Origin of the sequence: Cupriavidus sp. Agwp_2 (assembly GCF_040784895.1) — a bacterium.
Lineage (GTDB): Bacteria > Pseudomonadota > Gammaproteobacteria > Burkholderiales > Burkholderiaceae > Cupriavidus.
This window is the reverse complement of sequence record NZ_CP088084.1, coordinates 975,848-990,402: the sequence shown is the minus strand read 5'-3', so window position 1 is coordinate 990,402 and position 14,555 is coordinate 975,848. Positions and strand designations below refer to the sequence as shown.

Here is a 14,555-nt window from a genome sequence, read left to right as displayed (position 1 = left end):
CAGGCGAATTCCTTGTTGCCAGGTTGGGTATGGGATCGGATGCGGCCGACAGGGTCGGGCGGAGCCACTGCAAGCAAAAAGCCGGGGATCGCGGAGCAGGCGTTTCAGGTGCGTGCCGCCTCTCCGCGCCGCATCAGCTTGCGCAGCTCACGGCCAAGGTGGAAGGTCACGTTGCGGAACCCAAGCAGGCCGATCTGCATGATCTGGCCCAGCGCCAGCCGCGGCGTGTCGTGCCGCTTGGCGCCCCAGGAATCGAGCCATGCGTCGGCCCGGGAGAAGGTGCACTGGATGAAGGCCATTTCCTGCGCGGGGGTCATCTGCTCCAGGCGCAGGCCGGTATGGTTCTGCCCCTGGAATACCACATGGGCCGGGAACACATGCTCGGCGTTCTGCAGGTATAGCGAGACCCCGACCCTCTCACCGACACGCGCCACCACGCCCTGGGGCAGCCGGATGCCGATGCCGCGCTCGGCAAAGTCCACGGTCTCGCAGGTCACGGCGCGGCCGTCGTCGAAGCGCAGCGTCGCGGGCAGCTTCATGGCGACGCGGTGCGCTTCGCGCACCTGCCGCGTCTCGCTTGCCACCGCGATCGATGCGCCGATGATGATCAGGTTGTAGGCGGTCCACAACAGGTTCAGGACCACCGTGATCGCTTCATCGGGCATGCCATGGCTGCCCGCTGCGAGCTGCCAGATGCCCAGGCCGAAGCCCAGCAGGTTGAATACCAGCAGGACCAGGTAGGGGCGCGAGATGATCCAGTCGAAGTACGCCTCCTCGATGACGCCGCCCTTGGGCGTCACGTTGAACTTGCCCGCCGCCGGGTTGATAAAGGCGACCAGCGTCGGCCGCATGATGTACCACGCGAGCACCGACTCGTAGACCTCGTTCCAGAACGAATGCCGGAAGCGGCCCTGGATGCGCGAGTTCGTCATGTTCGCGTGCAACAGGTGCGGCAGCGCAAAGATGGCGATACTCAGCGCCTGCGCATTGATGACGTGCGCGCCGAACAGCAGGTACGCCAGCGGCGCCGTCAGGAACACCAGCCGCGGCAGCCCGTAGAAAAAATGCAGCATCGCGTTCAGGTAGCACAGCCGCTGCGGCAGCGACAAGCCGGGCCCGAGCAGCGGATTGTCGATGCGGCAGATCTGCGCCATGCCACGGGCCCAGCGGATGCGCTGGCCAACGTGGCCGGACAGGCTTTCCGTGGCCAGCCCCGCGGCCTGCGGGATGGCCAGGTAGGCGGTGCTGTACTTCAGCCGGTGCAGCTTCAGCGCGGTGTGGGCATCCTCGGTCACGGTTTCGACCGCGATGCCGCCAACCTCCAGCAGCGGCGCGCGCCGGATGATCGCGCAGGAGCCGCAGAAGAAGGTGGCGTCCCACAAATCGTTGCCGTCCTGCACCAGCCCGTAGAACAGCTCGCCCTCGTTGGGCACGTCCTGGAAGGTGCGCAGGTTCTTCTCGAACGGGTCGGGCGAGAAGAAGTAGTGCGGCGTCTGCAGCATGGCCAGCTTGCGGTCCTTCAGGAACCAGCCCATGCAGAGCTGCAGGAAGGAACGCGTCGGGATGTGGTCGCAGTCGAAGATCGCGACATACTCGCCGCTGGTCTGCGTCAGCGCCGCATTGATGTTGCCGGCCTTGGCGTGGCGGTTATTGTCGCGCGTCAGGTGCCTGACGCCGACCTTCTCGCAGAAGGCGCGGAATTCTTCGCGGCGGCCATCGTCCAGCACGTAGACGTTGATCTTGTCGCGCGGCCAGTCGAGCGACATTGCCGCGAAGACCGTCGGCTTCACCACCGACAGCGGCTCGTTGTAGGTCGGGATGAAGATGTCCACCGTCGGCCACTCCGCCAGGTCCCGCGGCATCGGCAGCGGCTTGCGCTGCAGCGGCCATGCGGTCTGGAAGTAGCCAAGCACGAGCACCACGAAGGCGTAGGCCTCGGCCGCCAGCAGCCCGGCACCGAAGGCCATGTCGACCCAGGACTCGAAGGCCGTGGTCTCGGTCAAGCGCCAGTACATATAGCGGCTGGTGGCGGCCAGCGACAGGATCACCATCATCAGCGTGGCGAGGTGGCCCCTGGTCCGGGAAAGCCATACGGCCATCAGGTAGCAGGCCGCGGCAAAGCCGACCTGCTGCCAGAAGTCCAGCGGCACGGTCACGACGATCGCGAACAGCAGCAGGCCGAGCAGCAGCCCCGCCGTGCGGCCGGCGACGTTGTCGAACGGCAGGTCCGCCAGCCATTGGGCCAGGCCGCTCCTCGGCGACGCCGGCGCGCTGGCGGGCCTGGAAGGCTTCGGGGAAGTCATCAGGCTTGCTCTTGAAGGGTGGCTTGTGGGGTGGCTTGGGGGGTGGCCTGCAACCTGCCGCGCAGCCAGGTGGCGCAGCGGCGGATGTCCTGCCCGGCCTGGCTGTGCGGGCTGCGTTCAACGACGGTGCAGTCGTGCGCCAGCGCCTCCGGGACGGCCTGGTCCTGGTGGATGACGCCGAGGACGCGATCGCCCAGCTGGTTGCGCAGGACTTGCACCACGTCCTTGCTCAGCTGGCGCGCCATGTCGACCTGGTTGATGACCAGTGCGTGGCCGAGGAAGTCGGAGCGGCGCTCGCAGTAGGTACGGATCAGGTCGTCCATCAGCGGCAGGGTGGCGTACGACGCCGCATCCGGAAGCGTCACCACCAGGCAGACGTGCGCACACGACAGTGCCTGCCGCATGTAGGGCGACGGGCCGGGCGGGGTGTCGATGACGACAATGTCGTCTTCGGCCAGCCCGAGCGCGCCCAGCTGGGTGCGCAGCCAGTTCGGATGCGTGGCCAGGTGCTGCTCGAAGGTGGCGCGGTCGGACTCGTTGAGGCTGCCAAACGGCATCACCAGTGCGCGCCCGCCCGGCCAGATGCTTTCGAGCCAGCGCTCGCCGGCGAGCGTGGCGCGGGCGTGGCCGGCGACGTCCTGCACCGGCATGCCAAAGTGCAGGCGCAGCGCATTCTGCGGGTCGAGGTCGATGGCGAGGACACGATTGCCGGCCTGCGCCAGCGTATCGGCGAGCGTGGCCGACAACGTCGTTTTCCCAACTCCGCCCTTGGCGGAGACAACGGCTACGATTTTCACGGACGGATGCTCAGCTGCGCTTCAGGCGATCGAGGAAGGAACGGCGGGCCGGCGTGTGCTCCGGCTGCGCCGCCGGCATGGCCTGGCCCTCAAGCCGCGCGAAGACCTGGGTCAGCGGAGTATGGCCGGCGGGTCTTGGGGCGGCAGCGGGCGCGGCAGCGGCCGGCCGGGGTTCCGCGGCGACATCGGCGGTTGCCGGGGCATTCGCCCAGCCAGCGGGTTGCAAGGGCTGTGCTGGCGTGTTCAGGACCGGATGGGGCGCGCCGGCCTGGACCGGCGGCTGGACCGGCGCGGCAACGACCGGCTGCGCGGCGGCGGGCGCCACCGGCATGCCGATCCCCAGTGCCTGCACCGGCGGCACCACTGTGTTGCGATCTACCCGCAGCGCAGCGAGCAATGGCCAACGCTGCTGGGCCTCTTCGGCAGCGTCCTCGCGGACAATTTCGCGGTAGGTCTCGGGGTGGCCACCAAAGCGGCTGAACAGCTTGGACAGATCGTCGGACTGGCTCATGGCAACAGGAAATCGCCCGCGCCCCGGGCAGGAACGCGGCACGGCTACGGAATCAATGGACTGGGGTGGTGGAACCTGTGGCTGTTCAGCGTCCGAGCCGGAAGCTCATGCTTCCGGTCGCATCGAATGGTGACGCTGGCGTAACCTGCAGCAAGCCGGGCGATCCGAGCGACTGGAACCAGTGCTGGTAGGCGCCAGTCAGGAATGCGGCCTGCCAGGGCGCGGCAATGCCATCATCCGGCCGGGAGCGGGGCGCGCAGTGGTGGCGCACGAGCAGGGCATCGCCGGTGTCGGAAATGCTGGTCCAACCCCAGTCGATGTCCAGCCAGGTCTGTGCGATGGCGCGTTCGAGATCTTCAACCGTATTGCAGGCGCCGAGCGGGAAACGTGCGGCGAAACGGGCGCCGGCCGCTGCCATGATCGCGGTCACGCCGGCATCGCTCAGTTGTGCGGACATTTCCTCGACCAAGGCTTCGATGAAATCACGCCATTGTATTGAGGCGTGACGCTCGGTCAGGTATTGAAGTAAAGCATCGTCCACTTAAGATTCCCCGTTCTCGTCTTATTTTTCTGCGGAACGAATGGTGGCCGATTGTTTAGGTCTGCGCAAAGGTTTTGTAAAAAACACACGATGCGCGCCAGCAACACCTTTTTGGGAAAGCTATGGAAAGCTATGGAAATCTATTAAGTACCTACATATAAATGGAAATGTCGCGTCAAAGTCATTTCAATCTGGCATACGCCATTTGCGGCGCTTAATTCTCACGCGCACCAAAGTCGGGCCTTAAACAACCGCGCGATCGCAGAGGGGCGTCATCGAGCCGAATATGCCAAAAATGCCGAAACGGCATTAAATTGAAATATTCGGCGGCTAATCATTCCACGTCAATCACCCGCCCCGGACACAGAATCAAATTCGGATCCAGCGAACGCTTAAGCAAGCGCATCAACCCCAGCGCCGCCGGCGTGCGCGAATGCCCGAGGAAGGGCTTCTTGTGCGTGCCGATGCCGTGCTCTGCGGAAATGCTGCCGTCGAATTCGCGCACCTTCGGATAGAGCACCTCACTGATCTCATGCTCCGGAAAATTTTCTGCGGTCGCGCCAGGCAGATAGACACTGACATGCAGGTTGCTGTCGCCCACATGGCCGAAGTTGACCAGCTCGGCGTGCGGCCACCGCGCCAGCACCGCCGCGCGCAGGCTCTCGGCGAAGCGGCCGATCTGGCCGATCGGCAGGCTGACGTCGTAGGCGGCATTGGGCGCCCACATCACGGGGAACTCGGCGACCGCGTCGCGCAGTTTCCAGAAGCTCTCGGCTTCCTTCTCGCTGGATGCCACCGCGGCGTCGGTGATCAGGCCGGCTTCCATCGCCGTTTCCAGCATGGATTCGAAGGCCGCGGCGTCCTGGTCGGCGTCATTGCCCTGCAGGTCGACCAGCACATAGAACGGCGAGCCGGCCGGCAGGGGGGCGCGCACGCCGGGCACGCGCGTTGTCACCAGGTCATAGAAATCGGCCCACATCGCCTCGAAGGCCGAGACGCGGCCGGACAGGCGGCGCTGCGCATGACGCAGCAGCGCCACCACGTCTTCGTAGCTGCGCAGCGCGCACAGCGCGGTCTGCGTGCAGCCTGGCAGCGGCGCGAGCCGCAGCACGGCGCGCGTAATCACGCCGAGCGTGCCTTCGCTGCCGATAAAGAGCTGGCCCAGATCGTAGCCGGCGTTGTTCTTCTGCATCTTGTTGAGCGAGCTGACCACGGTGCCGTCGGCCAGCACCGCTTCAAGGCCCAGCACCTGCTCGCGCATCATGCCGTAGCGGATCACGCGGTTGCCACCCGCATTGGTGGCGATATTGCCGCCGATCTGGCAACTGCCGCGCGCGCCCAGGTCCACCGGAAAGAGCCAGTCCGCCGCGCGCGCAGCGTCCTGCACGGCTTGCAGCGTGGTGCCGGCCAGCACGGTCATGGTGCCGGCCTGCGCGTCGATCTCTTCCACGCCGCGCATGCGCTCGAGCGACAGCACCAGTTCGCCGCCGGCGGGCGTGGCGGCGCCCGCCAGGCCGGTCAGGCCGCCCTGCGGCACCACCGGCTGCCGGTGGCGATTGCAGATCGCCAGCACCGCCGACACCTCGGCCGTGCTGCGCGGCCGCGCCACCGCCATCGGCGGCTGGGGATCGAGCGGCGCGTACCAGTCCTTGCGGAAGCGGGTTTCGATGGCATCGCCAACTTGCAGGCCGGCGGAGTCGAGAACGCCGGCCAGTTCGGCCAGCAGGGCGGAGGGGTCTTGCACGGTTGCCATCGAGGGTCTTTCCGGTTGCGTGGATGAGCGGGGGAGAGTGCTTGGGCGCAGCCACGAATGCTATGGCAAGGCCGCGCATGGTGATAAGAGCCAATCGGCGCCGGCGCGGTGGCACCACGCCTTGCGCCCGGCTTCACGTGCTTGCCTTATGCACCGCTCCATGCTTCGTTGTTGATGCGCGCGCTGAACTCGCGCGGCGGCTGGCGCGTGCGGGCCAGGTGATCCATGGCGGGTTCGATGACTTCGGCCAGCTTGTGGAAGGCGGGGCCGATGTCGTCCTCCGGTACGCAGGCGTAGCCCAGCAGCAGCCCTTGCCGCGCCCGCTGCTCGTTGCTGTAGTAGCGCGACAGCGGCCGCGCCGACAGGCCCTGCGTACGCGCCGCCATGCTGATGCCGAGATCGTCGGCGCCCGGCGGCAAGTGCATCACCAGGTGCAGCCCGGCCTCATGCGTGGAGGTGGGCCAGTCCTGGCCGAAGCGCTTCGCAATGGCCTCGCGCAGCAGCCCCTGGCGCTGCGCATAGCGCTGGCGCATGCGGCGCAGGTGCGTGGCGTAGTGGCCTTCCTCGATAAAGTCCGCCAGCACCGCCTGCTGCATCAGTTGTCCCTCGCGGAACAGTTCCGACAGGCCGGTGGCGAAATGCGGCGCCAGCGGCTTGGGCAGCACCATGAAGCCCATGCGCAGCCCGGGGAAGAGCGTCTTGGAGAAGGTGCCCATGTAGATGACCCGGTCGTGCTCGTCCAGGCCTTGCAGCGAAGCCAGCGGCCTGCCCTCGAAGCGGAACTCGCTGTCGTAGTCGTCCTCGACGATCCAGGCGCCGCGCTGCCGCGCATATTCCAGCAGCATGCGCCGGCGCGTCAGGCTCATCACCGTGCCGAGCGGGTACTGGTGCGAGGGGGTGGCAAAGATAAAGCGGGGCGGGTCCTGCAGCGTGGCGGCATCGGGCGCGATGCCTTCGTCATCCACCGGCACCGGGATCACGTCGACGCCCGCGTTGGTCAGCAGGCTGCGCGTGCCCCAGTAGCCGGGGTCTTCCATCCATGCCTTGTCGCCCGGATCGGCCAGCAGGCGCGCGATCAGGTCGATGGCCTGGTGGATGCCGGTGGTCAGGATGATCTGCTCGGGCTCGCAGCGCACCGCGCGCGCCAGCCGCAGGTGCTCGGCCAGCACGCGCCGCAGCGGCATATAGCCGCCGTGGTGGGCATAGGTCAGCAGTTCCGGACGCGGGTTGCGCCAGTGCTTGTTCAGCAGCCGGGCCCAGGTCGCGTGCGGGAACAGCGAGACATCGGGCACGCCCGCCATGAAGGCGCCCCACTGCCGATCCGACGCGCCGGCGTTGGACACGAGGTGCATCCCGCGCCGTGACAGATCGAAACGGTTTGAATTTTGCTGCACTGCGGGCACAGGCGTGGTGCCAATCCGGGCACCAGGCTTGTGCAATGCACTATGGTCGGGAAAAGTCTGCGAGACAAAGGTGCCACGTCCGGTCGATGCGGTGACGTAGCCTTCTGCCAGCAACTGCTCATACGCGTACAAAACGGTATTGCGGGAAACCCCTATCTCCGTCGCCAGCAGCCGCGATGCGGGCAGCTTGCTGCCCGCGGAGATAGAGCCAGCAAGGATTTCCTGGCGAATCAGCTCATACAGCTGGCGGTTCATATGCGTCCCGTTGCGGTCCGCCTGCGTTCCCGCCGGGCGCTCCAATCGCTGCAGCAACAACTCGGACAGAATCGTTTCCTTCAAAGTGGCTCCAGCAAATATCGTGAATATGGATCTATGTATGGTACCAACGATCGTTTAATTTTCCATCCGTGGTTGGCGTCATCGAGAAATTTTTCGTGATTGCCGATCGATGCGTTGGCTTTGCGTCCCCTTGATGCGTCCCCCTCATGCGTCCCCCTCGCCAGGAGAGTTTTCATGTCAGGTCCCGATTCCCTCACGGTCAGTCTGTCCCCCGTACAGGCGGCGGTACCCACCACCGCTGAACTCTCGCAGGCCGTGCGTGAACTCTTGCCCTATATGGTCGAGAAGCTGTCCGGCTTCGTGGCCGCCAGGAGCCCGTCGGGCGAAGAGCAGCCCGCGGCGGACTTCATCGAGGGCGCGCTGGCCGAACTGGGCCTGGCTTCCGAGCGCATCGCGCTGCGCACCGAGGACATCCGCCACTTGCCGATGTACTCGCCGGCGTGCTGCCCGGACGGCGGCCGCTACAACCTGCTGGCGACGCACCGGCCCAGCGGCAAGGGCGGGCGCTCGGTGCTGTTCAACGGGCATCTCGACGTGGTGCCGACCGGTCCGGAATCGATGTGGAGCCAGTCGCCGTTCGCGCCGGTGGTTAAGGATGGCTGGCTCTATGGCCGCGGCGCCGGCGACATGAAGGGCGGCATCGTGTGCGCGCTGGCCGCGTTCAAGGCGCTTGCCAGCCTGGGCCTGCAGCCGGCGGGGGCGGTCGGCTTCAATGCCGTGCTGGAAGAAGAGAACACCGGCAATGGCGCGCTGGCCACGGTGGCGGCGCTGCGCAGCGCGGTTGGGGCCGGCAAGCTGGCATCTTTCGACACCGTGATCATTCCCGAGCCGCTGGGCGAGAGCCTGATGAGCGCGCAGGTCGGCGTGTTCTGGATGTTCATCGAGCTGACTGGCAAGCCGGCGCACGCGGCCTACATGACCAGCGGCGTCAACCCGGTCGAGGCAGGCATCGCGGTGATGGCAGACCTGCGCCAGCTGGAGGCCAAATGGAACCGCCCCGAGCACCGCCCGGCGGCTTACCGCGACCACGCCCACCCGATCAACTTCAATCTCGGCCAGATCCAGGGCGGCGAGTGGAACTCGTCGGTGCCGTGCACCTGCACGCTGGGCGTGCGCATCGGCTTCTTCCCCAGCATGGATATCGACGAGGCCAAGGCCACTGTGGAAGCGCGCATCCGCGCCACCGTGGAGCGCCTGGCCAGCAACCTCGAACTGCGCATCCGCTATGAAGGCTTCCACGCCCCCGGCTGCGAATTCGATCTCGACGTGCCCAGCATGCAGGCGCTGGGCGAAGCGCACCGCAAGGTCAATGGCACGCCGATCCGCCGCGAGGCGACCACGGCAACCACCGATGCCCGGCATTTCCGCATCGGCCTGGAAACGCCGGTGACCTGCTACGGCCCCGAGGCCCGCAATATCCACGGCATCGACGAATCGGTGTCGCTGGAAAGCATGGTGCGAGTGACCACGACGCTGGCCCAGTTCCTGGTGGACTGGTGCGGCGTGGAACCGGCCGGCGACGCGGCCTGAAGAAGCCGCGCGCAAGCACAACCGGCTTGCCATCCCAAAGTCATCACTGCTCCGAGCCAATCCGAGCCAAACTGAGGAACTGCCCGATGAACCGATTCACGATGCGCCTGACCAAGAGAGCATTTTCGATGGCGCTTGCCGCCGCCGGCCTGTCGCTGCTGCCGCTGGCATTGCCGGCAGGTAACGCCATTGCCCAGACCAAGGGCGGCACGCTGTCCGGTATCGTCCAGCCCGAGCCGCCGATCCTGGTGAGCGCGATGAACTCGCAGGCGCCGACGCAGTACGTCGCCGGCAAGATCTACCAGGGCCTGCTGACCTACAGCGCCGACCTGAAGCCGCAGCCGGAGCTGGCCAAGTCGTGGACCATCTCGCCGGACGGCCTGACCTACACCTTCGAGTTGCAGAAGGGCGTGAAATGGCATGACGGCAAGCCGTTCACGTCCGCCGACGTAGTGTTCTCGATCGACAAGATGCTGCGCGACGTGCACGTGCGCACGCGCGCGGTCATCAACAAGTACATGGCGTCGATCCGCGCGGTCAACGACAGCACCGTCGAGATCAAGCTCAAGGAGCCGTTCCCGCCGTTTATCTCGATGTTCGAGACCGGCACCATGCCGATGATGCCCAAGCACATCTACGACGGCACCGACTACCGCAACAACCCGGCCAACCAGAAGCCGGTCGGCACCGGCCCCTTCATGTTCAAGGAGTGGAAGAAGGGCGCCTATATCAAGCTGGCGAAGAACCCCAACTACTGGAAGGCGGGCAAGCCCTACCTGGATGAGCTGGTGTTCTACGTGATCCCCGATTCCGCCTCGCGCGCCGTGGCCTTCGAGAAGGGCGACGTGCAGGTGCTGCGCGGCGGCGATGTCGACAACGTCGACGTCAAGCGCCTGCGCGCGCTGCCCAACGTGGAGTACACCACCAAGGGCTGGGAAATGTTCTCGCCGATGGCCAGCATGCTGCTCAACGAGCGCAAGCCGCCGTTCGACAACGTCAAGGTGCGCCAGGCCGTGATGCACGTGCTCAACCGCAAGATGATCGTCAACAACATCTTCTTCGGCATGGGCAAGCCGGCGGTCAGCCCGTTCTCGTCGACCACGCTGTTCTTCGACAAGAACATGCCCGAGTACGACTTCAACCTGAAGAAGGCGCGCGAGCTGGTCAAGGCGTCGGGCGTTGACGTGGGCAAGTATCCGGTCAAGATCCTGTCGACCTCGTACGGCGCCAACTGGGATCGCCTAGACGAGTACGTCAAGCAGATGCTCGAGCAGCTCGGCTTCAAGGTCAGCATCGAATCGGCCGACGCCGGCACCTGGTCGGCACGCGTCAGCAACTGGGAATTCGACCTGACCACGACCTACACCTACCAGTACGGCGACCCCGCGCTGGGCGTCGAGCGGCTCTACGTGACGCGCAATATCGTCAAAGGCACGCCGTTCGCCAACGTGCAGGGCTACAGCAATCCGAAGGCTGACGAGCTGTGGGCCAAGGCCGGCTCGACCATGGACACCGCGGAGCGCCAGAAGCTGTACAGCGAGCTGCAGAAGATCCTGGTGACCGACGTGGCCAACGCCAACCTGTTCGAGGTGGAGTTCCCCACGCTGTATCGCAAGCATGTCAAGAACCTCGTGACCACCGCCATCGGCCTGAACGAGTCCTTCGACAACGTCTCGCTCGAGAAGAACTGAGCGAGACCGGAGCCACTGCCCGCGCCCGAGCCGGCGCGGGCAGGCAATCTTGAAGCCTGAAATCCGCTGCCATCGCCGCGCCCCGCATGGGGAACGGCGAGGGCCAGCTGCATCCCAGTGCCGTGGTGGCCAGCCCGGCCGCCAGCGTGGAGCAAGCCGTGAACTTTCTATCCTTTCTTGGCGCCCGTCTCGGAAAGGCCGTCGTGGTCGTCCTTGGCGTGGTCGTCATCAACTTCTTCCTGATCCGGATGGCGCCGGGCGACCCGGCCACCGTGATGGCGGGCGAAGCCGGTGCCGGCGACGCCGCCTTCGTCAACCAGCTGCGCGAGCAGTTCGGGCTCGACCAGCCCGTGATGACCCAGCTTGGCATCTATCTCAAGGGCGTGGCGCAGCTTGACCTGGGCTACTCATACCGCAACCACCTGCCGGTGCTGGACCTGATCCTCGACCGGCTGCCCGCGACCTTCCTGCTGATGAGCGGGGCGTTTCTCTTTTCCATCGTGCTGGGCGTGCTGCTCGGCGTGATCGCGGCGCGCACCCGCTACGAGAACCGGCGCCGCTGGATCGACAGCGCGGTGATGTCGGGCGCGCTGCTGCTGTATGCGACGCCGCTGTTCTGGCTGTCGCTGATGGCCATCATCCTGTTCTCGGTGGTGCTGGGCTGGCTGCCGGCCTTCGGCATGGAGACCATCGGCGCCGGCTACACCGGCCTGGCCCGCGTCAAGGACGTGGCGCTGCACCTGATCCTGCCGACGGTGTCGCTGGGCTGCTTCTTCATGGCCGTGTACGTGCGCCTGACGCGCGCTTCCATGCTGGAGGTGATGGGCATGGACTACGTCAAGACCGCGCGCGCCAAGGGCGTTCCCGCTGGCCGCGTGATCCGCGTGCATGTGCTGCGCAACGCGCTGCTGCCGGTGATCACCTTCGCTGGCATCCAGCTGGGCCAGATGGCCGGCGGCGCGGTGCTGACCGAAACCGTGTTCTCGTGGCCGGGCATCGGCCGGCTGATGTTCGATGCGCTGCTGCAGCGCGACTACCAGCTGCTGCTCGGCATCTTCTTCGTGACCTCGGCGCTGGTGGTGTTCTTCAACCTGGTGACCGACGTGATCTACCGCTTTATCGACCCCCGCATCGCCGCGGGTGGCAAGGGAGCCACCGCATGAAAGCCTTCCTGCAACGTTATTGCCGCAACTATGGCGCGGTGATCGGCCTGCTGGTGCTGTTGGGCGTGCTGGCACTTGCCGTGCTTGCGCCGATCTTCTACGAAGAGTCGCCGTGGCTGATGGTGGCCGAGCCGCTGGTGCAGCCGTTCACCGACCCGGCGCTTCCTTTTGGCACCGACATGCTCGGGCGCGACATCACCGCCGGCATGCTCTACGGCGCGCGGGTCTCGCTGCTGGTCGGCGTGATCTCCACCGCGGTGGCGCTCGCCGTCGGCATCGCCGTGGGCGCGGTCGCGGGCTATTGCGGCGGCCGTGTCGACGATGCGCTGATGCGCATCACCGAGTTCTTCCAGACCATTCCGCAGCTGGCCATGGCAGTTGTGATCGTGGCGATCTTCAACCCGTCGATCTATTCCATCGTCGCCGCCATCTCGGTGGTGTCGTGGCCACCGGTGGCGCGCCTGGTGCGCGGCGAGTTCCTGTCGCTCAAGCAGCGCGAATTCGTGCAGGCCGCGGTGGTGATCGGGCAGAAGCCGGTGCGCATCATCGCCACGCAGATCCTGCCCAATGCCATGTCGCCGATCATCGTGTCGGCCTCGTTCATGGTCGCCACCGCGATCCTGACCGAATCGGCGCTGGCCTTCCTGGGGCTGGGCGACCGCAACATGATGAGCTGGGGCTTCATGATCGGCGCGGCGCGCACCATGATCCGCGAAGCGTGGTGGATGAGTGTATGGCCCGGCGTGGCGATCCTGCTGACGGTGCTGTCGATCAACCTGATCGGCGAGGGCCTGAACGACGCCATGAACCCGCAGCTGCGCCGCCGCGGCGAGTGAGCGCCCGCCTGGAAATGCAAAGGACAACTGTGATGAAGACCAGCGACCAAGCGCCCCTGCTGTCGATCCGCGACCTCTCGATCGCGCTGCCCGCGGGCGGCGACCGCCCCTACGCGGTGCGCGATATCTCCTATGACCTGCATGCCGGCGAGATCCTCTGCATCGTCGGCGAATCGGGTTCTGGCAAGTCGATGAGCGCCAACGCCATCATGGGCCTGCTGCCAACCTACCTGAAGCCGGAGCAGGGCCAGATCCTGTTCAAGGGCCGCGACCTGCTGACGCAGGACGAAGCCACGCTGCTCGGCATGCGCGGCAAGGACATGGCCATGGTGTTCCAGGAGCCGCTGTCCGCGCTGAACCCGGTGATGACCGTGGGCGACCAGATCGCCGAGGTCATGCGCGTGCACAACGCCTGTTCGGGCGAGGCGCGTGCGCGCCGGGTGCTCGAATTGCTGGAGTTCGTCGGCCTGCCCGATCCGGCGACGCTGATGCATGCCTATCCGTTCCGCCTGTCGGGTGGCCAGCGCCAGCGCGTGGTGATCGCCATGGCGCTGGCGCTCGAACCGGCGCTGCTGATCGCCGACGAGCCGACTACCGCGCTCGATGTCACCACGCAGGCGCAGATCCTCGACCTGATCCGCCGTATCCAGGCCGAGAAGGGCATGGGCGTGATGTTCGTCACCCATGACTTCGGTGTGGTGGCCGAGATCGCCGATCGCGTGGCGGTAATGGAGAAGGGCGTTCTGGTGGAGATGGGCAGCGCCGACCAGGTGTTGAACCGCCCGCAGCATGCCTATACCAAGCGTCTGATCGGCGCGGTGCCGCACGGCCGTGCCGGCGAGCGCGGGCGCAACGAGAGCGAGACCGTGCTGGAGGTGCGCGACCTGCGCAAGACCTATGTGACCGGCGGCGGGCTCTTCACCAAGAAGCGCGTGGTGCATGCGGTGGATGGCGTCAGCTTCACGGTGCGCCGCGGCGAGACGCTGGGCATCGTCGGCGAGTCGGGCTCGGGCAAGTCGACCATCGGCAAATGCCTGCTGCGCCTGACGGATATCGATGGCGGCGCGCTGATGTTCGATGGCCAGGACATCGCCCGGCTGTCCGAGCGCCAGTTCCGCCCGCTGCGCCGCGACGTGCAGATGATCTTCCAGGATCCGTTTGCCTCGCTCAATCCCCGCCACACGGTGGGTCGCATCATCACCGATGGCCCGGTCGCCAATGGCGTGCCGCTGGCGGCCGCACAGGCGCGCGCCCGTGAACTGCTGCAGCTGGTGGGGCTGGAGGCGTCCGCGTTCGACCGCTATCCCAACCAGTTCTCCGGCGGCCAGCGCCAGCGCATCGGCATCGCGCGGGCACTGGCGCTCGAACCCAAGCTGCTGGTGGCCGACGAGTCGGTCTCGGCGCTCGATGTCTCGGTGCAGGCGCAGGTGCTGGAGCTGCTGGCCGACCTGCAGAAGCGCCTGAATATCGGCCTGATCTTCATTACCCATGACCTGCGCGTCGCCGCGCAGATCTGCCACCACGTGCTCGTGATGCACAAGGGCCGCGTGGTCGAGTCCGGCCCGCCGGGGCAGATCTTCGACGCGCCGCAGCACGCCTATACCCAGCGCCTGATCGGCGCGATTCCCGGCAAGGAATGGGACCCCACTCTGATCCGCGCCGCCGCCTGAGCGGCGCGGGCACCAACC

General features: G+C 66.3%; 11 protein-coding genes. 5 read left to right on the top strand and 6 right to left on the bottom strand.

Annotated elements, in window-relative coordinates; genetic code table 11:
• Positions 1–104 precede the first annotated feature (104 nt).
• The 6 genes from bcsA to LPA45_RS22240 form a co-directional block, all read right to left on the bottom strand.
• The gene (gene bcsA / locus LPA45_RS22265; RefSeq protein ID WP_116319675.1) at positions 105–2,303 is read right to left on the bottom strand and encodes a UDP-forming cellulose synthase catalytic subunit; all 2,199 of its coding nucleotides are present in this window, start codon (positions 2,301–2,303) and stop codon (positions 105–107) included.
• Positions 2,303–3,100 (bottom strand): cellulose biosynthesis protein BcsQ, encoded by a 798-nt coding sequence (bcsQ, locus tag LPA45_RS22260; protein ID WP_116319674.1) that lies wholly within the window; start codon positions 3,098–3,100, stop codon positions 2,303–2,305. The genes bcsA and bcsQ overlap by 1 nt, the downstream gene beginning before the upstream one ends.
• 10 nt (positions 3,101–3,110) lie before the next feature.
• Entirely contained in the window at positions 3,111–3,611 is a 501-nt protein-coding gene (bcsP, locus tag LPA45_RS22255; RefSeq protein ID WP_116319673.1) for a cellulose biosynthesis protein BcsP, read from the bottom strand.
• 85 nt (positions 3,612–3,696) lie between these two features.
• Entirely contained in the window at positions 3,697–4,152 is a 456-nt protein-coding gene (bcsD, locus tag LPA45_RS22250) for a cellulose biosynthesis protein BcsD (RefSeq protein ID WP_116319672.1), read from the bottom strand.
• A 334-nt stretch (positions 4,153–4,486) separates the two neighbouring features.
• Positions 4,487–5,905: an FAD-binding oxidoreductase gene (locus tag LPA45_RS22245; protein WP_116319671.1), complete on the bottom strand. Its 1,419-nt coding sequence runs from the start codon at positions 5,903–5,905 to the stop codon at positions 4,487–4,489.
• A 146-nt stretch (positions 5,906–6,051) separates the two neighbouring features.
• Positions 6,052–7,647 carry a PLP-dependent aminotransferase family protein gene (locus LPA45_RS22240; protein ID WP_199414587.1) on the bottom strand — a complete coding sequence of 532 codons (1,596 nt, stop codon included), beginning with the start codon at positions 7,645–7,647 and terminating at the stop codon, positions 6,052–6,054.
• A 174-nt stretch (positions 7,648–7,821) separates the two neighbouring features.
• Between LPA45_RS22240 and LPA45_RS22235 the strand changes: the two genes are divergently transcribed.
• The 5 genes from LPA45_RS22235 (at position 7,822) to LPA45_RS22215 (ending at position 14,537) form a co-directional block, all read left to right on the top strand.
• Positions 7,822–9,177 carry an ArgE/DapE family deacylase gene (locus LPA45_RS22235; RefSeq protein ID WP_116319670.1) on the top strand — a complete coding sequence of 452 codons (1,356 nt, stop codon included), beginning with the start codon at positions 7,822–7,824 and terminating at the stop codon, positions 9,175–9,177.
• Between the two features lie 86 nt (positions 9,178–9,263).
• Entirely contained in the window at positions 9,264–10,868 is a 1,605-nt protein-coding gene (locus LPA45_RS22230) for an ABC transporter substrate-binding protein (RefSeq protein WP_317921274.1), read from the top strand.
• 158 nt (positions 10,869–11,026) lie between these two features.
• Complete coding sequence (locus LPA45_RS22225) at positions 11,027–12,031, top strand: ABC transporter permease (RefSeq protein ID WP_317921273.1); 1,005 nt, start codon at positions 11,027–11,029, stop codon at positions 12,029–12,031.
• A complete protein-coding gene (locus tag LPA45_RS22220; protein WP_029044537.1) occupies positions 12,028–12,867 on the top strand; it encodes an ABC transporter permease in 840 nt (279 codons plus the stop codon). The genes LPA45_RS22225 and LPA45_RS22220 overlap by 4 nt, the downstream gene beginning before the upstream one ends.
• Positions 12,868–12,899: 32 nt before the next feature.
• The gene (locus LPA45_RS22215; RefSeq protein ID WP_116319668.1) at positions 12,900–14,537 is read left to right on the top strand and encodes an ABC transporter ATP-binding protein; all 1,638 of its coding nucleotides are present in this window, start codon (positions 12,900–12,902) and stop codon (positions 14,535–14,537) included.
• Positions 14,538–14,555: the final 18 nt, after the last annotated feature.

Excerpts from the sequence above, each read along its gene's own strand:
- LPA45_RS22235 (WP_116319670.1), top strand. The coding sequence starts at position 7,822 with ATGTCAGGTCCCGATTCCCTCACGGTCAGTCTGTCCCCCGTACAGGCG.
- bcsP (WP_116319673.1), bottom strand. The coding sequence starts at position 3,611 with ATGAGCCAGTCCGACGATCTGTCCAAGCTGTTCAGCCGCTTTGGTGGC.
- LPA45_RS22245 (WP_116319671.1), bottom strand. The coding sequence starts at position 5,905 with ATGGCAACCGTGCAAGACCCCTCCGCCCTGCTGGCCGAACTGGCCGGC.
- LPA45_RS22230 (WP_317921274.1), top strand. The coding sequence starts at position 9,264 with ATGAACCGATTCACGATGCGCCTGACCAAGAGAGCATTTTCGATGGCG.
- LPA45_RS22215 (WP_116319668.1), top strand. The coding sequence starts at position 12,900 with ATGAAGACCAGCGACCAAGCGCCCCTGCTGTCGATCCGCGACCTCTCG.
- bcsA (WP_116319675.1), bottom strand. The coding sequence starts at position 2,303 with ATGACTTCCCCGAAGCCTTCCAGGCCCGCCAGCGCGCCGGCGTCGCCG.
- LPA45_RS22220 (WP_029044537.1), top strand. The coding sequence starts at position 12,028 with ATGAAAGCCTTCCTGCAACGTTATTGCCGCAACTATGGCGCGGTGATC.